General features: G+C 34.0%; 22 protein-coding genes, 1 tRNA gene and 1 other RNA gene. 18 read left to right on the top strand and 6 right to left on the bottom strand.

All coding sequences use genetic code 11. The features are described 5' to 3' along the window. The first annotated feature begins 13 nt into the window (after positions 1–13). The 13 genes from HLK68_RS03595 (at position 14) to HLK68_RS03535 (ending at position 13,160) form a co-directional block, all read left to right on the top strand. Positions 14–772, top strand: coding sequence for a MerR family transcriptional regulator (locus tag HLK68_RS03595; protein WP_006785062.1), 759 nt, complete (start codon positions 14–16; stop codon positions 770–772). 238 nt (positions 773–1,010) lie between these two features. After that, entirely contained in the window at positions 1,011–2,831 is a 1,821-nt protein-coding gene (locus HLK68_RS03590; RefSeq protein WP_006785063.1) for a menaquinone biosynthesis decarboxylase, read from the top strand. After that, positions 2,818–3,690: a UbiA-like polyprenyltransferase gene (locus tag HLK68_RS03585; protein WP_006785064.1), complete on the top strand. Its 873-nt coding sequence runs from the start codon at positions 2,818–2,820 to the stop codon at positions 3,688–3,690. Before HLK68_RS03590 ends, HLK68_RS03585 begins: the two co-directional genes overlap by 14 nt. Before the next feature lie 10 nt (positions 3,691–3,700). After that, on the top strand, positions 3,701–4,285 hold the full coding sequence (locus HLK68_RS03580) for a UbiX family flavin prenyltransferase (protein WP_006785065.1): 585 nt from the start codon (positions 3,701–3,703) through the stop codon (positions 4,283–4,285). Further along, a complete protein-coding gene (locus HLK68_RS03575; RefSeq protein WP_006785066.1) occupies positions 4,275–5,258 on the top strand; it encodes an ABC transporter substrate-binding protein in 984 nt (327 codons plus the stop codon). Before HLK68_RS03580 ends, HLK68_RS03575 begins: the two co-directional genes overlap by 11 nt. Positions 5,259–5,268: 10 nt before the next feature. Continuing rightward, positions 5,269–6,024, top strand: a complete 756-nt coding sequence (locus HLK68_RS03570; protein ID WP_006785067.1) for an ABC transporter ATP-binding protein — start codon at positions 5,269–5,271, stop codon at positions 6,022–6,024. A 77-nt stretch (positions 6,025–6,101) separates the two neighbouring features. Next, positions 6,102–6,767 (top strand): ABC transporter permease, encoded by a 666-nt coding sequence (locus HLK68_RS03565; RefSeq protein ID WP_229040132.1) that lies wholly within the window; start codon positions 6,102–6,104, stop codon positions 6,765–6,767. A gap of 16 nt (positions 6,768–6,783) precedes the next feature. Further along, entirely contained in the window at positions 6,784–7,152 is a 369-nt protein-coding gene (locus HLK68_RS03560) for a proteasome assembly chaperone 4 family protein (RefSeq protein ID WP_009607445.1), read from the top strand. A 134-nt stretch (positions 7,153–7,286) separates the two neighbouring features. After that, a complete protein-coding gene (locus HLK68_RS03555) occupies positions 7,287–9,644 on the top strand; it encodes an EAL domain-containing protein (protein WP_055165263.1) in 2,358 nt (785 codons plus the stop codon). 105 nt (positions 9,645–9,749) lie between these two features. Continuing rightward, positions 9,750–10,931: a M20 metallopeptidase family protein gene (locus HLK68_RS03550; RefSeq protein ID WP_006785072.1), complete on the top strand. Its 1,182-nt coding sequence runs from the start codon at positions 9,750–9,752 to the stop codon at positions 10,929–10,931. A gap of 19 nt (positions 10,932–10,950) precedes the next feature. Then, positions 10,951–11,832, top strand: coding sequence for a S66 peptidase family protein (locus HLK68_RS03545; protein ID WP_229040133.1), 882 nt, complete (start codon positions 10,951–10,953; stop codon positions 11,830–11,832). A 174-nt stretch (positions 11,833–12,006) separates the two neighbouring features. Next, positions 12,007–12,612 (top strand): thymidine kinase, encoded by a 606-nt coding sequence (locus HLK68_RS03540; RefSeq protein ID WP_006785074.1) that lies wholly within the window; start codon positions 12,007–12,009, stop codon positions 12,610–12,612. A 455-nt stretch (positions 12,613–13,067) separates the two neighbouring features. Further along, a tRNA-Ser gene (locus HLK68_RS03535) sits at positions 13,068–13,160 on the top strand. A gap of 202 nt (positions 13,161–13,362) precedes the next feature. Here HLK68_RS03535 and feoB read toward each other — a convergent pair. From feoB to HLK68_RS03520, 3 genes are read right to left on the bottom strand one after another with little or no spacing between them, the layout of a single operon-like run. Next, a complete protein-coding gene (gene feoB, locus HLK68_RS03530) occupies positions 13,363–15,531 on the bottom strand; it encodes a ferrous iron transport protein B (RefSeq protein ID WP_006785075.1) in 2,169 nt (722 codons plus the stop codon). A 47-nt stretch (positions 15,532–15,578) separates the two neighbouring features. Continuing rightward, positions 15,579–15,800, bottom strand: a complete 222-nt coding sequence (locus HLK68_RS03525; RefSeq protein WP_006785076.1) for a FeoA family protein — start codon at positions 15,798–15,800, stop codon at positions 15,579–15,581. Positions 15,801–15,813: 13 nt separating this feature from the next. After that, the gene (locus tag HLK68_RS03520; protein WP_039931031.1) at positions 15,814–16,023 is read right to left on the bottom strand and encodes a FeoA family protein; all 210 of its coding nucleotides are present in this window, start codon (positions 16,021–16,023) and stop codon (positions 15,814–15,816) included. Between the two features lie 209 nt (positions 16,024–16,232). On the opposite strand from HLK68_RS03520, the gene HLK68_RS03515 reads away from it, so the two are divergent. Beyond that, the gene (locus HLK68_RS03515) at positions 16,233–16,613 is read left to right on the top strand and encodes a metal-dependent transcriptional regulator (protein WP_006785078.1); all 381 of its coding nucleotides are present in this window, start codon (positions 16,233–16,235) and stop codon (positions 16,611–16,613) included. An 840-nt stretch (positions 16,614–17,453) separates the two neighbouring features. Here the strand turns inward: HLK68_RS03515 and HLK68_RS03510 are convergent. The 3 genes from HLK68_RS03510 to HLK68_RS03500 are packed head-to-tail and all read right to left on the bottom strand — an operon-like array spanning position 17,454 to position 19,003. Beyond that, the gene (locus HLK68_RS03510; protein ID WP_129821395.1) at positions 17,454–18,113 is read right to left on the bottom strand and encodes a deoxynucleoside kinase; all 660 of its coding nucleotides are present in this window, start codon (positions 18,111–18,113) and stop codon (positions 17,454–17,456) included. Between the two features lie 2 nt (positions 18,114–18,115). Further along, positions 18,116–18,751, bottom strand: coding sequence for a deoxynucleoside kinase (locus HLK68_RS03505; RefSeq protein ID WP_006785794.1), 636 nt, complete (start codon positions 18,749–18,751; stop codon positions 18,116–18,118). Between the two features lie 39 nt (positions 18,752–18,790). Further along, positions 18,791–19,003, bottom strand: a complete 213-nt coding sequence (locus HLK68_RS03500) for a heavy-metal-associated domain-containing protein (protein WP_006785793.1) — start codon at positions 19,001–19,003, stop codon at positions 18,791–18,793. Between the two features lie 171 nt (positions 19,004–19,174). Here HLK68_RS03500 and tadA point away from each other — a divergent pair, with 171 nt between their 5' ends. The 4 genes from tadA to HLK68_RS03480 all read left to right on the top strand — a co-directional run bounded on the left by tadA (position 19,175) and on the right by HLK68_RS03480 (position 21,906). Next, positions 19,175–19,663 (top strand): tRNA adenosine(34) deaminase TadA, encoded by a 489-nt coding sequence (gene tadA, locus HLK68_RS03495; protein WP_006785792.1) that lies wholly within the window; start codon positions 19,175–19,177, stop codon positions 19,661–19,663. A gap of 32 nt (positions 19,664–19,695) precedes the next feature. Next, an RNA gene (ffs, locus tag HLK68_RS03490) (signal recognition particle sRNA small type) lies at positions 19,696–19,791 on the top strand. Between the two features lie 95 nt (positions 19,792–19,886). Next, positions 19,887–20,579, top strand: coding sequence for a response regulator transcription factor (locus HLK68_RS03485; RefSeq protein ID WP_009607494.1), 693 nt, complete (start codon positions 19,887–19,889; stop codon positions 20,577–20,579). Next, positions 20,572–21,906, top strand: a complete 1,335-nt coding sequence (locus tag HLK68_RS03480) for a sensor histidine kinase (RefSeq protein ID WP_006785790.1) — start codon at positions 20,572–20,574, stop codon at positions 21,904–21,906. The genes HLK68_RS03485 and HLK68_RS03480 overlap by 8 nt, the downstream gene beginning before the upstream one ends. The last annotated feature ends 256 nt before the right edge of the window (positions 21,907–22,162 follow it).

The following is a 22,162-nucleotide window of genomic DNA, read 5'->3' as shown; positions in this document are numbered from 1 at the left end:
GAGGAATTTGAAGATGGAATATACTATTTTAAAGTTAGCACATCTTGCAGGGATTAGTACGAGAACGTTACGTTATTATGATGAAATTGATTTGTTAAAGCCGGCTCGAATGAGTTCGTCAGGATATCGTATCTACTCACAAAAAGAAGTTGATCAACTTCAACAGATTTTATTTTATAAAGAATTAGGCGTTGGACTTGATGAGATTAAACAGATAATCAACAATCCACAGTTTGATGATATGCAAGCTTTACAAGACCATTATCAAAAACTCCTTGAAAAAAGAAAACAGATTGATACTATGATTGAAACCGTACAATTAACGATTCAATCTCGTAAAGGAGAGATAAAAATGACAGATAAACAAAAATTTGAAGGATTAAAAAAACAATTAATTGAAGAAAACGAACAAAGATATGGACAGGAACTTCGTGAAAAATACGGAGAAGATGTCATTAATCATTCTAATAAACAATTCAAAAACTTATCAAAAGAACAATATGAAGCAATGAACCAATTATCATATGAAATTTTAGCATTACTTGAAGAGGCGATGGAGACTAATAATCCAGAAAGTGAACTCGCTCAAGTTTTAGCTAAAAAACATCATGAATGGTTAGGGTATACATGGCCATCATATAGTAAAGAAGCCCACGCAGGCTTGGCCCAAATGTATGTAGCGGACCCACGATTTACAGCTTACTATGATGAAAAAATAAAACCAGGAGCTGCACAATTTTTATGCGATGCTATCCTGGTATATACAAAATAATAAGAGAGGGACATTTCATTTGAGATGTCCCTTTTAAATATAAATATAAGAAATATTTTATGTTTTTTTGTTAAAATCTTAACAAGATATCATTTTTATATAGCCATCCTCATATGAAACAATTTATAATAGAGAATGGTTCAAAATTTTTGAAGAATTTTGACGATAATATAGTGAAAAAGTATCGATAAGCTCAAAGCTAGAAGAAGATATCACATATTTGAGGAGGGATATACGGATGGCTTTTAAAGATATTCAGCATTTTATGCGATTTTTAGAAGATAGAGGGGAATTAGTCCGCGTTAAAGCCGAAGTCGATGCCGATTTAGAAATTACAGAAATTACGGATCGAGTGTCTAAAAATTACGGTAAGGCTTTATTATTTGAAAATGTTAAAGGATCTGATTATCCTGTCTTAATTAATTCAATGGGAAGTGAAGAGCGAATGAGCTGGGCACTTGGCGTTGAAAAATTAGAAGATGTTGAGCGAGATATTGCAGATTTAATTAATATGCAAAATTATATGAAAATTCCAAGTCTGATTAAATCAGTGCCAAACTTAATGCGTTTGTTAGCTGTTTTACCTTGGAAATTACCTATTAAAGGAGCGTGTCAGGAAGTAATTGAGCATGATCCTGACTTATCCACACTTCCAGTTTTAAAGTGTTGGCCAGATGATGGAGGAAAATTCTTTACGTTACCTTTAGTTATGACAAAAGACCCAGATACAGGTGTTCAAAACACGGGGATGTACCGCATGCAGATCTTTGATAAGAACACGACAGGAATGCACTGGCATTGGCATAAAGATGGTCGAGAAATTTATGATAAGTATCGTAAATTAGGTGGTAAGATGCCAGTTTCAGTCGCGATTGGATGTGATCCAGCCTTAATTTTCTCAGCCATTTCACCATTACCAAAAATGATTGATGAAATGATGTTTGCAGGATATTTACGTAAGCGTCCAGTTAAGATGGTTAAATCGATTACAAACGATATTTACGTACCAGCAGATGCCGAATTTATATTAGAGGGATATGTGGATGTAAATGAAGCGTTACGTTTAGAAGGTCCATTTGGGGATCATACGGGGTACTATTCATTAGCAGATATGTATCCAGCCTTCCACGTGACATGCATAACTCATAAGAAAAATCCAGTTTATCCAGCGACGATTGTTGGACGTCCACCAATGGAAGATTGCTATATGAGTAAAGCAACAGAACGTGCATTTTTACCGTTATTAAAAATGATTTATCCAGAAATTGTGGATTACTCATTACCATTTGAAGGGGTATTCCATAACTGTGTCATCGTTTCAATCAAAAAACGATTCCCAGGTCATGGTAAAAAAGTGATGAACTCTTTATGGGGAATGGGGCAAATGATGTACGCTAAAATGATTATCGTCGTTGATGCTGACATTAATCCACATGATACTAAAGCTGTTGCTAAACAAGTCTTTGAAAGTTTGGACATGACAAAAGATTTAGTCTTCTCGCAAGGTCCGCTTGATGCCCTAGATCATGCCTCATCAACTGATCATTATGGTTATAGATTAGGAGTCGATGCGACTCGTAAATTTGACGTTGAAGGAACTGAATCGAAATGGGACATTAAAATCCAAGACGATATGACGGCATACTTATCAACTCATGAAAAAATATTAAATTTTGATTATCCAATGTCAGACGTTTTACAAGGATGCCTAGTTGTTTCAATCAAAAAAGAAAGCAAGGATGATGTGCGTCAGTTAATGGAAGAATTATGGTCACAAGATGCTATGAAATATAATAAATTCTTAATTGTTGTTGACGAGGATGTTGATTCAACAGATACATCAAAAGTTGCATGGAAAGTCTTTAATAATATTGATGCTATGCGTGATTTAGTCATTCGTGAGGTTCCATCTGAACAGTTTGGGCATCGTTTAGGAATCGATGCAACGAAAAAGTTAGCAATGGATGGTCATCAACGCGTTTGGCCAGATGATATTGTCATGTCAGATGATGTAAAAGAAAAAGTCACACGTAGATGGAGTGAGTATGGAATTGATTAAGAAAATAGGAAAAAAAATTAATGACTACGGAGTACTAGTCATGTTCTCACATACCATTTTCTCATTGTCATTTGCTTTAATTTCAATGTTACTTGCAGGAAATGGAAAGTTAAATTTTAGAGTTATCTTTTGGATTTTAGTTGCATTTATGTCAGCCCGAACAGGAGCGAATGCCTTAAATCGTGTCATTGATGCTGAAATTGATGCCAAAAATCCACGAACAGCAACACGTCAATTACCACAGGGATTAATGAATAAAAAAGAAATTTTAATTTTTGTTGTGATCTGTTTTGCTATTATGGTCTTTGCAGCATGGCAGTTAAATACCATTTGTTTTATCTTATCCCCAATCGCGTTATTCTTAATGACGATTTATTCATACACGAAACGTTTTACTTGGATGTGTCACTTAGTCCTTGGAATTACTTCGGCAGCAGCACCAGTTGGAGCATGGCTTGCCGTAACAGGAAAAATTTCATTAATTCCACTTGCGATGGGAGCTGCTAATACATTATGGGTAGCAGGGTTTGATATCATTTACGGTGCTCAAGATTATGATTTTGATACGAAAAATGGAATTCATTCCATTCCGGCTCGCTTTGGAGTGAAAAATGCCTTACATATTTCATCGGTATTTCATGTTTTAGCTGTCATTTTCTTACTTATGGTTGGCTTATTAGCTCCGCAATTGGGTATAATTTATTATGGCGGTTTATTAATAAATATGGTATTATTTGTAATTCAACACAGGTTAGTGAAGCCAGATAATTTAACAAATGTTAAAATCGCTTCTTATAGTATTAATCAAGTTATCAGTATTGTCTTTTTAGTGACAGGATTACTTGATTGTTTAATTTAGGAGATTAATCATGAAAAAAATTGTTGTTGGAATCACAGGAGCAAGTGGTAGTATTTATGCCAAACGATTGATTGAAGAACTTGCATCAAAGGGTTACTTGGTTCATGTTATTGCGACGGATAAAGGAAAGCAAGTCTTTAAATATGAGCTCTCTTTAGATTTAAAGCAATGGATCCGAGAACTAAATCAACCAACTGTTAAGTTAGAAGATAATCAGAATTTATTTGCTGGAGTGGCAAGTGGTTCACATGGATTTGATGCTGTTATTGTGATGCCTTGTTCAATGGGGACTTTAGCAGAAATTAGCCATGGATTATCTAGAAATTTACTATGTCGTGCAGCAGATGTTGCACTAAAAGAAGGACGTAAATTAATTATTGTACCGAGAGAGACTCCGTTCAATACGATTCATCTTGAAAATATGTGTCATCTTTCAAAAGTAGGTGCTACTATTATTCCGGCGATGCCTGGATTTTACCACCATCCACAAACTTTAGAAGACTTAGTTAATTTCGTTGTAGGAAAGGTATTAAGCTATCTTAATATAAATCATAATTTATTTAAAAAATGGGAGGATACAAACTATGAAGATTAAGAAATTTTCACTAATGGCAGTAGCTTTGATGGCCACAACAATGTTAGCTGCATGTGGTGATCAAAAAGAGGAGCAAGTAACACCAACTCCTGAAGGATCAGAAACGACTGAGACAACAGAATTAACTAAATTAAGCTTTGGAGTCATGAGTTCGATTGATGTTGTTCCATTAATCATCGCACAAGATCAAGGTTATTTCACTGAAGAGGGGATTGATCTTGATTTACAAGTATTCGCAGCAGCAAAAGATCGCGATGCGGCTTTACAAGCAGGGGAATTAGACGGAGTTTTATGCGATGAAGTTGCGATTTCAATTTATCAAAATTCTGATATTAACATGCAAATCACAGGGACGACAAATGGTTCTTGGACATTAGTAGCAACACCTGAATCAGGAATTTCTACGCTAGCTGATTTAAAAGGAAAATCGATGGCGATTTCAGAAAATACAATGATTGATTATTTATCAGATTATTTAGCGATTAGTAACGGAATGACAGTAGCTGATATTGAAAAAATTGCAATTCCTGCTATGCCAGCTCGTTTAGAAGCATTACAAAACAACCAAGTGGATGCAGCTATTTTACCAACACCATTTAATGATACGGCTATTGCAAATGGAGCAAAAGAAGTAGATAAAATCTACAATGAAGATATCATGATTTCAGTGACAGCTTTCTTACAAGAAGTAATTGATGAAAATAAAGAAGCTGTTCAAGGATTCTACAAGGCGTATAATAAAGCAATCGATTATATTAACAACACAGATATCGCTGAATTTGAAGATGTAATCATCAATGCAGCAAATTATTCAGATGAAATGCGTGGAAATATCATTTTACCTGAGTACTTACACAACTACTTACCAGCTGAAGAAAATGTCCAAAAAGTATTAGACTGGTCAAAAGATAAGGGTTTATTAACTAAAGACATTAAAGCAGCTGATGTAATCAACAACATCGCGATGCAATAAGGAGGCTTTTATGATACAGGTAAATCACTTATCTGTTTCCTATAAAAGCAAAAATAAAGAGGTTAAGGCATTAGAAAATATTAATTTCACAGCAGATAGTCATGATATCTGTGCCATTATTGGACCATCTGGGTGTGGGAAGTCAACACTTCTAAATGTCTTATCTGGAATAATCAAAGAGTATGAGGGTCAAGTTCTTCTAAACGGGGAGGAGCTTAACCCTCATCTTCATAAGATAGGATTTATTCCTCAAAATTTTGGGCTTTTACCGTGGAAAACAGTCGAAGAAAATTGTTTATTATCTTTTAAAATTAAACGCGAAAAAGTAACAAATGAAACATTGAATAAAATGAATGAGATGATGAAGACATTAAATATTGATGCTCTTAACAAAAGATATCCAAGTGAACTCTCGGGGGGACAAAAGCAACGTGTCTCAATGGTACGCAGTTTCCTAATGCAGCCTGACTTACTCTTAATGGATGAAGCTTTTTCAGCACTAGATGCCATTATCAAAGAAGATGCACAGGAACTATTCTTAAAAATTTGGCAAGAAAATCAGATTAACACCTTCTTCGTCACACATAGTATCGATGAAGCATTATATATGGGAAAAAAAATTATCATCATGTCGAATACTCCAGGACAAATTACAGAAATAATTGAAAATCCACTTTTCAACAACAATCATTTCAGACAACACCCTGAATATTTAACATTATACGATCATATGAAAAAATTAATTAAAAAGGGGTGGGCGAATTGACTTCATTAGAAAAATTATGGAGCTTTATCAAAGGGTTCATCTTGTTAAATATTATTTGGATCATAGGATCGTTCTTGATGGATACTCGAAGCTTACCGATGCCAGGTAAAGTTTATTTGAATTTACCAACCCTTTTTGAAAATGGATTTTATGTTCATATCCTTGCGAGTCTGTATCGCATTTTTGTCGGACTCTTAATCTCTTTTACTATTGGCTCACTTGTTGGACTTTTGATGGGATATTCTAAGCGATGTAATAAATTATTAAACCCACTCGTCTATTTTGTTTATCCTGTCCCCAAAACGGCTTTATTGCCTGTGGTAATGACATTATATGGACTTGGGGATAACTCTAAAATCGTGATTATCGTGTTAATTACCGTATTTCAGGTCATCGTATCGGTACGCGACGCTGTTTTAAATGTAGAGGGTGAACTTTATAATCCACTCATCAGTCTTGGAGCGAATCGTTGGCAGCTATTTTTACATGTTACATTCCCGGCTATTTTATCAGAGGTGTTAACGAATATTCGTCTATCAATTGGGACGGCTTTTTCTGTATTATTTTTTGCAGAAGCCTACGGAACAAAGCAAGGATTAGGTTACTTTATTCAAGATTCATGGTCGCGTATCAACTATATAGACATGTATTCAGGAATTGTCGTGTTAAGTTTAGTTGGTCTAATATTGTTCATCTTAATTGATTATTTAGAAAGTATTTGCTGTCGCTATAAACGAAATTAATTTGAGGTGAGTTAAGATGTTAGTTATTAGTGAAAAATTTAAAGAACACAACATTAAATGCCGAATCATTAAAATGGGGAACGATTTAAATATCACAATCGAAGGTGGAGATATTCCTCATATTGGAGCTGTAGCGTTAGGAATTCCTGTTGATATGCCACATGATATTTCTAAAAAGACAACCTCGGTTTCTTTACTAACAGTTCCGGGACACAAAGAAGATGATGTGGTATTAAAATGTGCGAAACGATTAGTAAAAGAGCTAGGTGTAACTGTTGTTGTAACTTGTGGAATTCATATTAAGGATATTACTTTTAATGAGATTAACGATTTACTGACACTTATTAATCAAATGATGACTCAAATCATTGAACAATTAAAATAGAGATAGGCTATTATCTATAATGGATAATAGCTTTTTTTGTGGATAAAATTATCGAGTTTTTATATAAGTTACACCTCTTTTTGATTATAATAATATTAATTGACAAAATTCGTTTAAGATTTGAGGGAAATATCATGAAACAAAGAGACATCCAGGTATTAATTATTAGTGCTAATCATGACATTGAAAAAATGTTAAAAAAAGTTTCATACGAATTTCTTCAACAATATGCTTTAAAATTTGAAACACATCGTGAGATTATAATAAAAGAATTTGATTTCATCATTATTGAGGATGATAAACATGCCCTATCACACTTAAAAGAGTTAAAGAATTGTTCATTATATGATAACAAACCTGTTTTAATTGTTGTTGAGAAAAAGAAAAATTTAGCATCATTTATTGAGATGGGAGTTCATGATTATCTTGTGAAACCTCTTCATATAGAAGAACTTAAGTTGAAAGTTAAAAGTTATTTGATATATATATCTGTGCTTAGAGAATCTAAAAATAGTCAATTACAATTTGATGCTTTATTAAATAATACTCCTTATATGGCATGGTTCAAAAATACAGATAGTCAATATATTAAAGTGAATCGTGAGTTTAGAGAACATTCAGGTAAAGACGATGATGTTATTTTTGGGCGGGATGATTCCTTTGTATGGGATGGAAAAATTGGAGAGACATGTCGAGAGTATGATTTGATTGTCATGAATGAAAGACGACAAATTGTTTTTGAGGAAGTGATTCCCGGGAAAAAAGGATATCGTGAATTTAATATTTACAAAGCCCCGGTCGTTGATGAATTGGATGAAGTCATTGGAACAATAGGGATTGCACGAGATGTCACAGAACTTAGAAACAAAGATGCCAAACTTCAAATGATTTTAGAAAATATTCCATTTGCCATATGTTTAAAAGAATTAGATGGAACAATCATTGATGTAAATTCTAAGTTTATGGAATATTACAACAAATCACGAGAATCAATCGTGGGATATAAAATTTCAGAATTAGATAAGTCATTTAATGCGGTCATTGCTTATGAAGATCAGACTGTCATCAAAGAAGGATGTAGTCAAAAATTTATCCGTCAGTTTGAGTTACGGGGTGAGGAACGAATTGCTGAAATTTATAAGGCACCTGTTTTTGATATTGCAAATAAAATGATTGGGATTGTCGCACTGATGCGTGAGGTGACGGAAGATATTAAAACACAAGAGCATATTAAACGATTAGCTTATACTGATTTTTTAACTGGGCTGCATAATAGACGTAGTTTATACAAATATATTGAATCAGAAAAAGCTCAATTAAATTTAACAGTTATGTTTATGGATTTAGACAACTTTAAAAAATTAAATGATAGTTTTGGACATCATTATGGAGATGAGGCCTTGTTGCTGATTTCTAAAAAACTAATTTCACTTTGTGAAGATGCTTTTGTTGCTCGTATTGGAGGCGATGAGTTTGTCGTTGTGTGGAAAAATCTAAATTCTGAAACTGATTTAATGAATAAGATTAATGAAATCTTATTAGAAATGAAAACAGAGTTTAGCAAAGGAGATAAGACAAATATCATCTCAGTTAGTATGGGGATTGTAAATAGCAAAGGGCGTGATATTGATGTGGATCACTTATTACTTCAAGGTGATTTAGCACTCTACCGAGCAAAAGAAAAAGGTAAAAATCAATTCGTCATTTACACTGATGATTTAGAGAAGGAGCGGTTATTTGCACTCGAACTCGAGATGGATTTACGAGATGCTATTAAAAATAATGAAATTACGTTATTTTATCAACCTCAATATACTTGTGATAAACAACTACAAGGATTTGAGGCGTTGTTTAGATGGGATAATCCAAAATATCAGCACGTATCCATTATTGATATTATTAAAATGATTGAAGAGTGTCGTATGATTGATGAAATTGGCGATTATATCATTGAACACTCATGTCGCTTTGCAAAAAAGGTAAATGAATATTCAACTAAACTATTGGTTGTTTCGATGAATATTTCTGCTTTGCAAATTATGAATCATAATTTTGTGGATAAGTTTAAATCATTGATTGAAAAAGTTGGTGTTTCACCAAGTCTCATTGGAATTGAGATTACTGAGACAGTTTTAATGGAAAATATGAAGGAAAATACGAAGAAACTTAAAGCGTTAAAAGCGTTAGGCGTAAAGATTTCACTCGATGATTTTGGGACAGGATATTCTTCATTAAATTATTTAGTTCATTTGCCATTATCTCAGGTTAAAATTGATCAAAGCTTTGTTAGAGGAATGAGTCAAGGTGAGGAATTTATTAGATTAGTCAAATTGATCGTTAATATAGCACATACTTTATCTTTACCAGTTGTAGCAGAGGGAGTAGAGTATGAAGAAGATTTAAAATTGTTACAGTCTTTGAAGATAGATTATATTCAAGGTTATTATTTTTCAAAACCAGTCTGTGAAGAAGAAGCATTAAAATTAATTTAAACTAAAGCTCATCCTATAGGATGGGCTTTTTTTATATTCATAAGATAAGCCCCTACTTACATATAATGAGATGTACTGTATTCAAACTAGGGGAGGCGCTTAAATGTGAAGCAAAAGGTGAAAGAAATGGTGGACGCCATTTATCCGACGTTAGTTGAAATTCGACGAGATTTTCATCGTCATCCTGAGTTAGGATTAGAGGAATATCGAACATCATCGAAAATTAAAAGTTATTTGAAAGAAACAGGAATTAAAATAGATCAGTTAATTGGAGAAACAGGAATTGTAGGATTGATTGAAGGTGCATCGGACGGGAAAACAATTGGGTTAAGAGCGGATATTGATGCACTTCCGATTCAAGAGGTCAATAAAACGGATTACATATCGTTAAATCCGGGGAAGATGCATGCTTGTGGACATGATGTTCATACGACTATTTTACTTGGAACAGCATTTGTTTTACAAAGTTTGAAAGATGAGTTTAAGGGAAATGTAAAACTCTTTTTCCAACCTGCTGAGGAAACAGTAGGTGGGGCTAAGACGATGATTGAAGCGGGATGTTTAGAAAATCCACATGTTGAACATTGTCTTGGATTACATGTACGCCCGACACTACAAGTTGGTGAAATTGGATTCCATTATGGAAAATGTCATGCGGCAAGTGATACGCTAACGATTAAGGTGCAAGGAAAACAAGCTCATGGGGCTTATCCACAAGATGGAATTGATGCCATTGTAATAGCTTCTAATATTATTTTAGCACTACAGACAATTGTAAGTCGTAACTTATCCCCATTTAATTCTGCGGTCATTAGCCTTGGAATGATTGAAGGTGGTAGTGCAGGAAATATTGTTTGTAATGACGTAACCATTAGAGGGACGCTAAGAACACTCGATCTTGAAACAAGAACTTTTATGAAAAAACGAATTGTGGAAGTCGTTGAAAGTACAGGTAAAGCTTATGGGGGGAACGCCTTCGTTGAAATTGAAGAAGGGTATGCGCCATTAATTAATGATAATTACATAGTTGATGAAGTAAAAGAAGTCGCCACTGATTTATTAGGTGAGACGAATATTGTTATCTTTGACCATCCAAGTCTTGGAGTGGAAGATTTCGCATATTTTTCACAGGCTGTTCCATCTTGTTTTTACAGTTTAGGAACTTCAAATAAGAAAAAAGGAATTGAGGCAACATTACACGAAAATACGTTTGATATTGATGAGGAAGCAATTAAAGTAGGGGTTTGCTTACAAGTTTTATCAACTCTTAAACTATTACAAAACTAAGAAAGAGAGATGGATGGGGATGATTCAACCAAAAGCCTTGTTACCAGGAGGAAAAATAGGAATTGTAGCATTAGCGGGGCCCCTAGAAGTAGAAACAGTTTTTAAGGGGGAAGCGACGTTAAAAGAATTGGGATTTGATGTAGTGGTTGCACCGAGTTGTTATGAAAGAAAAGGATACCTAGCTGGCATGTCAGATCGTCGACGAGCAGAGGATTTGATTATGATGTTTGCTGATGATGAGGTTGATGCGATTTTGTGCATGCGAGGTGGTTATGGCTGTAATCGAATCATCCCATATTTGAAGAATTTTAAATTTTCAAAATATCCAAAACCATTTGTAGGATATAGCGATATTACCTATCTACATATTTACTTAAATCAATGTCATAATCTAATTACTTATCATGGTCCGATGTTGAAAGACTTGATGTTAAAGGATGAGGTGACTCTACAAAGTGCTAAGCATGTGATAATAGAAGCTAAACCTGTAGAATTAACGGATATTTCTTACTATGATGATACCAAAGATTCAGTGGAGGGAATATTAGTTGGTGGAAATCTTACAATCATTTGCTCGACGCTTGGAACACCTTATGAGATTGATACGAAGGATAAGATTTTATTTATTGAGGAAGTGAATGAGCCGGTTTATGCAATTGATCGACTGTTAACTCAACTCAAATACAGTGGCAAACTTGAAGATGCAGCGGGAATCATGATTGGTGATTTTAATGTTTTTGATAAGAAGGCTTCAGCTAAATTATTAAAAAAAATGTTAAAAGGGCTTGGGAAGCCAGTTGCTTATGGGATTGAAAGCGGGCATTGTAGTCCCCTTTTAACACTTCCTATGGGAGCAAAAGTTTGTTTAAATCCGAATGAACATCGGGTAAAAATTGGATAAAATTAAAAAGAGGAAATTCCTCTTTTTTTGTTTTTACTGAAAAAAATTTCATTTTTGCATCTATCTTGAATCCTAAAATATATATCTGTTATAATTATCAGGTTGCTTTAGTTGGGTGTCAAAATTCAACTAAATTTGTTTGATTATGCAGAAGGATGAAAGGTGGTTTTTAGAATGTATGATTTCCGTCAAGAGGGTTGGGTTGAAGCTATTTGTGGGAGTATGTATGCAGGTAAAACAGAGGAATTAATTCGTCGTTTAAAACGATTAGATTTTGCTCGTCGTCCATATTGTTTATTTAAACCGGTTATTGATAATCGTTATAGTGAAGATGAAGTGGTATCACATAGTGGATTAAAAATGCCGTCTATTCCAATTGAACATCCGATTCAAATTTTAGACCACATCACAGATAAAACATATGCTGTGGCAATCGATGAAGTGCAATTTTTTGAAGAAAATGTAGTAGACGTAGTAGAATACCTAGCGGATCGTGGAATTCGAGTTATTGTAGCAGGATTAGATAAAGACTTCCGCGGGGAACCATTCGGAACAATGCCAATTCTACTAACAAAATCAGAATTCGTAACAAAACTAACATCAATTTGTAGCGTTTGTGGTGCACCAGCTACGCGTTCACAACGTCTAATTAATGGACAACCAGCTTCATACCATGATCCAATCATCCAAGTTGGGGCAAAAGAAGCATACGAACCACGTTGTCGTCACTGCCATGAAGTAAGAGATTTACCAGATCCACTAAATTTAAGAAATAAATAAAAAGGCTGAGACAAGCGGTTAGAAGATCGTAGAAATGAAGAGAAAGTGACAGGAGCGTTTTTTGCTCCAATCAAGTTTATCAAATTTCATAGAGGAGCTGCTCGATGAAGCTAGATTACACAAACCCTATGTCACTAATGATTCTAATCCTCCTATTCTCGGATAGAATCATTAGTGACACAGGATAAGATACTCTAAAACTTCGCAAGCTCAGTTAGAGATATCTAAAAGGCTGAATCGAGTGGTTAAGCTCAGCGAAACTGAGTGAAACAAATCTTACGTCAAATGGTTCTATGCAAATAGAATCATTAAAGACGAAGGAAATTTTTATATGTATAATCTATGTGTTGTTTATAGATGAGGAATTAGATCATTTAGAAGTAAAAAAAATAAAAAAATTATTAACTTTTGTTGACAATAGGTTTTGAGTCATGTATAATTAATTTTGTTGATACGGAGGAATACCCAAGTCCGGCTGAAGGGATCGGTCTTGAAAACCGACAGTACGTGAGAGCGTAGCGGGGGTTCGAATCCCTCTTCCTCCGCCATAAATTGACATAACGTCGCACAGGAATGTGCGGCTTTTTTTTATTTTTAAAACTCACAGTTATATAAAGTAAAAAGAAAAGAGAACTCAGGCTTCGTTTCGAGTTCTCTTTTTATATATTGTTAAAGCTATCAGATAGAATATACAGATAAAAGTTTGGGAGGTTATCGTGTTTTTATCTTTAGCTATTAACCAAATTTAGATTATTTAGAACATTTATTAATGGATTTACATCCTGAGCATCCACATCCACAACTACTTTCTTTATGATCACGGCGAATCTTACTGATAGCAAATCCCAGTGCTAGTAAAACGATTAGTGAAATGATAATAGTTGAAGGTGAGATGTTATGATTGATAATGATTGTTCCGACTTGATAGATTAGGAAGGCAACTACGTAAGCTAAACCAGTTTGGTAGCCAATCGCGATTAATGTCCACTTCCAAGATGCCATTTCACGTTTAATAGCTCCAATTGCTGCAAAACATGGCGCAGCAAGTAAAGTAAATGCCATAAATGCATAAGCACTTAATGGAGTGAATAATGAGTGGATTGTGCCAAGTAATTCAACTGACTCCTCATTCATCTCTTCACCTAATCCGAATAAGACACCGAATGTTGCAACCACATTTTCTTTTGCTAAGAATCCAGTCAATGTTGCAACAGCAGCTTGCCAATTTCCAAACCCTAATGGAGTGAAGATAGGAGCAATAATACGTCCGATTGAAGCTAAAATACTTTCACTGGCATCAACCATTTCAAGCGACCAGTTAAATGATTGTAAGAACCAAACTAAACCAGAGGCTACAAAGATAATAGTTCCGGCTTTATAGATAAATGCCTTAGCACGATCCCACATGTGGATAAATAAGCCTTTAATACTAGGGAAGTGATAAGCGGGTAACTCCATAATAAATGGAGCTGCATCTCCTGCAAATAAACGAGTACGTTTTAATAAGATACCTGAAATAATAACCATTGTAATTCCTAAGAAATACATTGAAGGTGCAACCCAAGACATGGTAGGGAAGAAAGCACCTGCCATTAGGGCGAACACGGGTAACTTAGCACCACAAGGAATAAATGGTGTTAACATAATCGTCATCTTACGATCTTTTTCATTTTCAATTGTACGACTCGCCATAACAGCAGGTACACTACAACCAGAACCAATTAACATTGGAATAAATGATTTTCCAGATAGACCAAATTTTCTAAAGACACGATCCATAATGAAGGCAACACGCGCCATATATCCACAATCTTCTAAAATCGCGATTAAGAAGAATAAAATCATGATTTGAGGAACAAATCCTAACACGGCCCCGACCCCACCAATAATTCCATCTACAATTAGGCCTGTTAACCAATCAGCCGTATTAATACTTTCTAGGAAAGTTGCTACATTTCCCTGAACAATCTCTCCAAAGAACGTGTCATTAATCCAATCCGTTGCAATCGAACCGACAGAGGTAATCGCAATATAGTAAATTCCCCACATAATCAATGCGAATATGGGAAGTGCCAGCCAACGATTTGTCAAAATTTGATCAATCTTATCTGATGGTGTTAAAGTAGAATGATTATTTTTTTTCACGCATTTACTCACAATATTCCCGATAAAATCATAACGCCCATTCGTAATAATACTTTCGCTATCATCATCAAGCAAATCTTCGCATGATACAAGCATTGATTCGATTTCCATTGTAATTGACTGAGTTAAATTTAAGGAATTCAAAACTTTTTGATCACGCTCAAATAACTTAATTGCATACCAACGTGATTGAAATGGTTTAACCTGAGCTTTAATTAAATTCGTAATATTATCGATAATTGCTTCAACATTATGGTTGAAAATCGGCTTTAAAGTAACCGTAGAATATTTTGATTCAATGACTGCCTTGACTAATTCTTTTAATCCTTTGTTTTTTAAAGCTGACATTTGTATAATAGGACAGTTTAGATGATTAGAAAGAGCTTTGATATTAATTTTTGTCCCATTTTTTTCAACAATGTCCATCATATTTAATGCAATAACTACTGGTATTCCACATTCGATTAATTGTGTGGTTAAGTAAAGATTACGTTCAATATTAGAAGCATCCACAATATTTAAAACAACATCTGGTTTTTCATGAATTAAAAATTCTCGTGTAATAATTTCTTCAGGCGAATAAGGTGATAAAGAATAAATTCCCGGTAAATCAACAATAGTAACATCTTTATGACCTTTTAAACGACCTTCTTTTTTCTCAACCGTAACTCCAGGCCAATTTCCAACATATTGATTACTTCCTGTTAAAGCATTAAATGTAGTTGTTTTCCCACAGTTTGGATTTCCTATAAGTGCAACAGTTAAACTCATCATTAGTCCCCCTATATTAGTTAGCCTAAACTAACTGCGTTATAAAAAAATTAATCAATTAAAATATTTTCAGCATCAGATTTTCTAAGGGATAGCTCATACCCACGAACCGTTACCTCGATTGGATCACCAAGTGGGGCAACTTTACGAACATAAATAGATGTTCCTTTTGTAATTCCCATATCCATAAGACGACGCTTCGTTGCACCTTCACCATTAAACTTTAAAACTTTGACGGTTTCACCAATTGTAGCTGATTTTAATGTTCTCATTATTTCATCCCCCTTAAACAAAAATACGTTTAGCCATCGATTCATCGATTGCAACGCGTGTATCTTTTACATTAACAATGAAATTCCCACCAAACTTAGAGATAACCATAACCTGACTTCCTGTTACAAAACCTAAACTTTCTAAAAATCGCTTCGTATCATCACGACCATTAATCTTTTTAATCAATAATTGTGTTCCAATATCCGCCATCGTAAGTGGCATCATAAGTCCCCCTCTTTAAGTAAGTCTATGCTAACTCGCGTGAAAAAAACAAGTTAGCTTTTGCTAACTGATAATAGTAGTATGCCATGTTTGGATAATGATGTCAATTCAATTTTGAGAAAAAAGTATCAAAGTTGAATTAAATGACCTCAATATGTTAAGATTAACTATATTTATATCATGATTATAAAATGAAAAAGGGGATACCTATGAAGCTACAAGAGTCAGGAGAAAACTACTTAGAAACCATTTTAATTCTCGAACAAAGAAATGGGGTTGTACGCTCTATAGATATTGCGAATGAACTCAACTTTTCAAAAGCGAGTATTAGCCGTGCAATGGGAATTTTAAAAAATGCAGAGCTTATTACAATAGAGAAGAGTGGACAAATTAAACTCACACAATCTGGACATCAAAAAGCAACAGAAATTTTTGAACGCCATTGCTTAATAAAAGAATTTTTAATGATGACCTTAAATATCGATGAAGATCTGGCTGATAAAGATGCTTGTCGTATTGAACATGTTATCAGTCCTGAAACATTTGAACGCATTAAACAAATCACAAAAAAAGGAGTCGATTCAAAGTAGAATCAACTCCTTTTTTTATTTATTTAGGTAACTCTTAGCCTTTTAAATCTCTCTAACTGAGCTTGCGAATTTTTAGAGCATTTTATTCTAAATTATTAATATTTCTATTTGAATGAATGTGAGAATTAGAAATAATCAATGTAGGTTTGTGTAATCTAGCTTCAAGGGGCAACATCCTGGTAAATTTTCGATAGTCACTTGTGGCTACACCACAACGAACTCTCATCAAATTTCAGCGGATGTTAATCGCCTCTTTCAGCTTTTTGTGTAATCTAGCTTCAAGGGGCAACATCCTGGTAATTTTTCGATAGTCACTTGTGGCTACACCACAACGAACTCTCATCAAATTTCAGCGGATGTTAATCGCCTCTTTCAGCTTTTTGTGTAATCTAGCTTCAAGGGGCAACATCCTGGTAATTTTTCGATAGTCACTTGTGGCTATGCCACTACGGACTCTCATCAAATTTCAGCGGATGTTAATCGCCTCTTTCAACTTTTTGTGTAATCTAGCTTCAAGGGGCAACATCCTGGCAAATTCTCGATAGTCACTTGTGGCTACGCCACTACGGACTCTCATCAAATTTCAGCGGATGTTAATCGCCTCTTTCAGCTTTTTGTGTAATCTAGCTTCAAGGGGCAACATCCTGGTAAATTTTCGATAGTCACTTGTGGCTACGCCACTACGGACTCTCATCAAATTTCAGCGGATGTTAATCGCCTCTTTCAGCTTTTTGTGTAATCTAGCTTCAAGGGGCAACATCCTGGCAAATTCTCGATAGTCACTTGTGGCTATGCCACTACGGACTCTCATCAAATTTCAGCGGATGTTAATCGCCTCTTTCAGCTTTTTGTGTTTAATACTCTTCCGATTTTTGCTAGGATGTAGTCGATTGATTTTTCGTCGTTTACGAGGTCGTATTCATTAATATTTAGACGAAGGACTGGTGCGGATGTAAAGTTTTCAATCCAGTCTTCGTAACGACGGTGTAGGTTGTACCAATATTCAACAGGTGTATCGATTTCCATTTGGCGTCCACGTGTTCCAATACGTCCTACAATTTCATCGATATCTCCTTCAAGGTAAATAATTAAATTAGGATGAGGAAAGTACGGAGTCATCACCATAGCGTTAAATAATGAGTTATAAGTATCGAAATCTTCCTTACTCATACTCCCATTATCGTAATTCATTTGAGCAAAAATTGCAGTATCTTCATAAATTGAACGGTCCTGAATAAATCCACCACCGTATTGAAACATTCTTTTTTGTTCCTTAAAACGCTCTGCTAAAAAATAAATTTGTAAGTGGAAAGACCAACGATTAAAATCTTGGTAATACTTTTCAAGATAAGGGTTTCCATCTACCTTTTCAAAAGAAGTTCTAAAATCTAGAGTTTCTGCTAATTTTTTTGTTAACGTTGATTTACCAACTCCAACAGTTCCTGCAATCGTAATAATCGCATCGCGTGGAATTCCGTATTTTTCACATGCCTCGTACATTCTTAATCCTCCTGACCAATCATTTCATCGATTTTCTTGATAACTTGTTGTAAGTGCTTTGGATTATTTACATAATCAAGCTCATCACCATTCAGTTCAATAACCTTAATTTCCTCATGATTTTCTTTTAACAATGCTGTATATTCATGATAAGAATCGATTAAAGTCTGAAGATAATTGGGATCAATATTTTGTTCAAAATGACGGTTTCTCATTTTAATACGCTTCATAATCGTTTCAAGCGTCGCATTTACAATAATAATAACATTTGGCTTAGGAAGATCTTCCTCTAGAATATGATAAATTTTTTGATACTTATTAAAATTATTAACGTCGAGCGTCATCTTACTAAAAATCACATTTTTAAATAAATGATAATCAGATACAACAGATTTCTGATTATCTAAAAAATCTTTTTGAATATCTGTTAACTGTTTATAACGATTCGTTAAGAAAAACATTTCTGTTTGAAATGCCCAAGAATCAATATCATCATAAAATTTATCTAAAAAAGGATTTTCATAAACAATTTCTTTTAAAAGATGATAATTATAATGCTTTGAAAGTAAGGTCGCTAAAGAGGTTTTCCCAATTCCGATAGGACCTTCAATGGCTATAAAATAAGGTTTGTTCTTCATATCTGTCACTCCTGCTACGATAAAAAAAAGAAGTTCGAATTATCGAACTGTGTATCCTAAACGATTAAATGCATCTAAAATATATTTTGGCGAACCGATACTATCGTTGTAACGAACTGATACTAGTTTAAGAGAAAGATTAATATCTAATTTTTCAACCCCATCTAAATTTGTTTCAAAATAACTCTCGATTTTTTTAACATCCTCATCCGTTTTTAAATTTTCAACGTTAATCATGAACGTTTTAACCATCATCCTCACCTCAGACTTTCTTAAGATTTAGTCTTGATAACAGTAATATTTTATCATAGAATAGATGAGAATCATTCATTTTTGTACGAAAAAATTTAATGACTTTGATTAAAGATTATCTAAAGAGAATAAAGTCGTTAAGAAAAGAATAAACTAACAAGGTGGTGACTTATGAAGCACATAACATATATGCAAGCAGCAATAGAAGAAGCTAAAAAAGCGCAAAACCTTGGTGAAGTTCCTATTGGAGCTGTTATCGTCAAAGATGGAGAAATCATCGCTAGAGGTTATAACTTGCGAGAAACAAGTCAACTTTCAAATGCCCATGCTGAAATGATTGCTATTGCAAAGGCTAATGAAATGGTTGGTTCCTGGCGTCTTGAAGATTGTACACTATATGTTACACTTGAACCTTGTCCAATGTGTGCAGGTGCAATCGTACAATCGCGAATTCCAACCGTGGTATTCGGAGCCCATGATCCTAAAGGTGGATGCTGCGGAACTATTTATAATTTACTTGATGAGTCGAAATTTAATCATCGTTGTGAGCTAGTATCCGGTGTTTTAGAAGAAGAATGTGGACAACTTTTGTCAGATTTTTTCAGAAATTTACGCCAGAAAAAAAAGCAGCAGCGTGTTGACAATGAGACTTCAAATTGATATACTAAATGTGTATCAATTGAAACTCTCTTTTGGTACCCTTATTCAATAGGACGTTGTGAACCAGGTCAGGACAGGAATGTAGCAGCCTTAAGCAATTAGTTTTATGTGGGTAAGGGTACCAAAGGGGAGTTTTTTTTATTCCTTAACAGAATTTTAACAAACCCAAAGATTTAAATATGATAAAATGAGCATAATTAGATGGTTTTGGAGGGTTGAATACATGAGCAAGAGAATATTGGTTGTTGAGGATGAGTTTTCTATTCAACGAATTTTACAATACGATTTAACACAATCAGGTTTTTTAGTTGACTTAGCTAGTGATGGTGAGGAAGGATTAAAAAAGGCGCTGGTTAATGATTATGATGTCATTTTACTCGATATCATGTTGCCTAAAAAAGATGGATTTGCAGTTTGTAAAGAGTTACGAGCCCAAAATATTTCAACGTACATCGTCATGCTTTCAGCACGTGATGATGAATTGGACCGTGTATCAGGACTTGATTTTGGAGCAGATGATTATATGACAAAACCATTCTCATCAAGAGAAGTGGTTTCAAAAATTAAAGCCATTATTCGCCGTAAAGAAGTCTTATCTAGTGAAAAAAATAAAAATTATTTAGGATACGGAAGTATTAAATTAGATAATAGTCGCTTTGAAGTATTAGTAAATGGGCAAGTTATCGATTTTACGTTGAAAGAATATGAATTGTTAGAGTTTTTAATTCAACATAAAGGGCAAGCCATGTCTCGGGATGTGTTACTTGATCGCCTATGGGGATTTGAATACGATGGGGATACGCGAATCGTTGACGTTCACATTTTTAAGATTCGTGAAAAATTAAAAGATTATGGAATTAAAATTAAAACGATTCGTGGAATTGGCTATATGCTAGAGGATGAAGTCCATGATTAGTAGTCGCCACGAATTACTGGCCCTCTTCATTGTTTTTATTACCTTACTCATAGTTAATGTTCATAGTGAACCAAGTTTTCCAGTGACAGTTGTTTTTTTATTAGTGCTATTGATCCTAATGTTTATGCAATATCGCCGAGCTATGAAATATTTAGAGCAACTAAGAAAATATGATAAAGTAGCTGAAAGTATTCAGTCTCAAAAAAAATGGAGTATGGTTGCGCCTCTTGTGATTGAACAGCAAGAGGTTTTAGGAATTAAATATAATAAGTTGATGCGATTTATTCAACAACAGGAATATCGAAATCGTCGAAATATGCAAATTATTAGTATTATTACAAATAGCATTGAGGATCCGATGGTTATTTTAAACATTAGTGGTGAACTTGAGTATGCCAATAATCGATTCAAAAAATGGGTTGATTTATCCGCATTAAAAACTGTTTCGTTTAATGAAGTTAAACAACCAGAACTTCGTAAAGTATTAGAAGATGCATTAATTTGTGAAACAACACGAAAAAAAACATTAGAAATTGATCAAAAATTTTATATTTCTACTGCTAATCCAATTTACAACGAACATGATGATTTTAATGGATCGGTTATTATTTTTCATGATATTACTGATCTTCAAAAATATCAAAATCTTCAAAAAGAATTTTTCGGAAATGTTTCTCATGAATTAAAAACTCCAATTAGTGCAATTAAGGGATGTACAGAAATTCTATTAAATGGAGCGAAAAATGACCCGGCGGCATTAGATGAATTTTTAACGATGATTTCAGATGAGAATAATCGAATGGAACAACTTGTTAAAGATTTATTATTGATTAATCGATATGAATTTGATCAGATTAAAATGAAAACTGAAGTATTTTGTTTAAATGAATTGTTGACCGATTGTATTGTTCAACCTTTAAATGTTGCGAAGTTAAAACACCAAAAAATTAAACTTGAAGCACCGGAGCAATATCAAATAGAAGGAGATTACATTCAACTTAAACATTGTTTTCTTAATTTGTTAACAAATGCTATTCATTATTCAGGTGAAAATACAACGATTACTGTTAAAGCCAAAGCAGTAGGGGAATATTATCAAATTCAAGTTATTGATCAAGGCATCGGGATTCCAAGCGCAGATTTACCTCATATTTTTGAACGATTTTATCGTGTGGATAGAGCAAGATCTCGTCATACGGGGGGGACTGGACTTGGATTATCGATTGTTCAGTCTATTATTGAAGCACATAAAGGCCGTATAATGGTTAACAGTGAACTAAATGTAGGAACAACATTTACCGTTTCTTTACCTAAGAAAAAGAAGTAGTTTAAAATAAACTACTTCTTTTTTTATGCATGAAGAACATGGTTAGATACAGAATAAAACTAGATAATCCCTTGTAATTGAGATAGATTTTTAAAAATCTTAGCAGGACCAAGAATGACTAATTAAAAAATATATACCAGACTTCTGTTTCTACATTAGTTAATTTTATCTTAACCGTTTCTTAACAGAAAATTAATATTTCTAAAACAGATTTATATTACAATAACAACATAAGGAAACAGATTTAAAAAATGGA

Source organism: Turicibacter sanguinis (assembly GCF_013046825.1).
Classification (GTDB): Bacteria; Bacillota_I; Bacilli_A; order MOL361; family Turicibacteraceae; genus Turicibacter; species Turicibacter sanguinis.
This window is presented reverse-complemented; position numbering and strand designations above follow the sequence as displayed.

What these genes read in the sequence shown, in the direction of transcription:
- HLK68_RS03595 (WP_006785062.1), top strand. Translation starts at nt 14, where the DNA reads ATGGAATATACTATTTTAAAGTTAGCACATCTTGCAGGGATTAGTACG.
- HLK68_RS03590 (WP_006785063.1), top strand. Translation starts at nt 1,011, where the DNA reads ATGGCTTTTAAAGATATTCAGCATTTTATGCGATTTTTAGAAGATAGA.
- HLK68_RS03585 (WP_006785064.1), top strand. Translation starts at nt 2,818, where the DNA reads ATGGAATTGATTAAGAAAATAGGAAAAAAAATTAATGACTACGGAGTA.
- HLK68_RS03580 (WP_006785065.1), top strand. Translation starts at nt 3,701, where the DNA reads ATGAAAAAAATTGTTGTTGGAATCACAGGAGCAAGTGGTAGTATTTAT.
- HLK68_RS03575 (WP_006785066.1), top strand. Translation starts at nt 4,275, where the DNA reads ATGAAGATTAAGAAATTTTCACTAATGGCAGTAGCTTTGATGGCCACA.
- HLK68_RS03570 (WP_006785067.1), top strand. Translation starts at nt 5,269, where the DNA reads ATGATACAGGTAAATCACTTATCTGTTTCCTATAAAAGCAAAAATAAA.
- HLK68_RS03565 (WP_229040132.1), top strand. Translation starts at nt 6,102, where the DNA reads ATGGATACTCGAAGCTTACCGATGCCAGGTAAAGTTTATTTGAATTTA.
- HLK68_RS03560 (WP_009607445.1), top strand. Translation starts at nt 6,784, where the DNA reads ATGTTAGTTATTAGTGAAAAATTTAAAGAACACAACATTAAATGCCGA.
- HLK68_RS03555 (WP_055165263.1), top strand. Translation starts at nt 7,287, where the DNA reads ATGAAACAAAGAGACATCCAGGTATTAATTATTAGTGCTAATCATGAC.
- HLK68_RS03545 (WP_229040133.1), top strand. Translation starts at nt 10,951, where the DNA reads ATGATTCAACCAAAAGCCTTGTTACCAGGAGGAAAAATAGGAATTGTA.
- HLK68_RS03540 (WP_006785074.1), top strand. Translation starts at nt 12,007, where the DNA reads ATGTATGATTTCCGTCAAGAGGGTTGGGTTGAAGCTATTTGTGGGAGT.
- feoB (WP_006785075.1), bottom strand. Translation starts at nt 15,531, where the DNA reads ATGATGAGTTTAACTGTTGCACTTATAGGAAATCCAAACTGTGGGAAA.
- HLK68_RS03525 (WP_006785076.1), bottom strand. Translation starts at nt 15,800, where the DNA reads ATGAGAACATTAAAATCAGCTACAATTGGTGAAACCGTCAAAGTTTTA.
- HLK68_RS03520 (WP_039931031.1), bottom strand. Translation starts at nt 16,023, where the DNA reads ATGCCACTTACGATGGCGGATATTGGAACACAATTATTGATTAAAAAG.
- HLK68_RS03515 (WP_006785078.1), top strand. Translation starts at nt 16,233, where the DNA reads ATGAAGCTACAAGAGTCAGGAGAAAACTACTTAGAAACCATTTTAATT.
- HLK68_RS03510 (WP_129821395.1), bottom strand. Translation starts at nt 18,113, where the DNA reads ATGTACGAGGCATGTGAAAAATACGGAATTCCACGCGATGCGATTATT.
- HLK68_RS03505 (WP_006785794.1), bottom strand. Translation starts at nt 18,751, where the DNA reads ATGAAGAACAAACCTTATTTTATAGCCATTGAAGGTCCTATCGGAATT.
- HLK68_RS03500 (WP_006785793.1), bottom strand. Translation starts at nt 19,003, where the DNA reads ATGGTTAAAACGTTCATGATTAACGTTGAAAATTTAAAAACGGATGAG.
- tadA (WP_006785792.1), top strand. Translation starts at nt 19,175, where the DNA reads ATGAAGCACATAACATATATGCAAGCAGCAATAGAAGAAGCTAAAAAA.
- HLK68_RS03485 (WP_009607494.1), top strand. Translation starts at nt 19,887, where the DNA reads ATGAGCAAGAGAATATTGGTTGTTGAGGATGAGTTTTCTATTCAACGA.
- HLK68_RS03480 (WP_006785790.1), top strand. Translation starts at nt 20,572, where the DNA reads ATGATTAGTAGTCGCCACGAATTACTGGCCCTCTTCATTGTTTTTATT.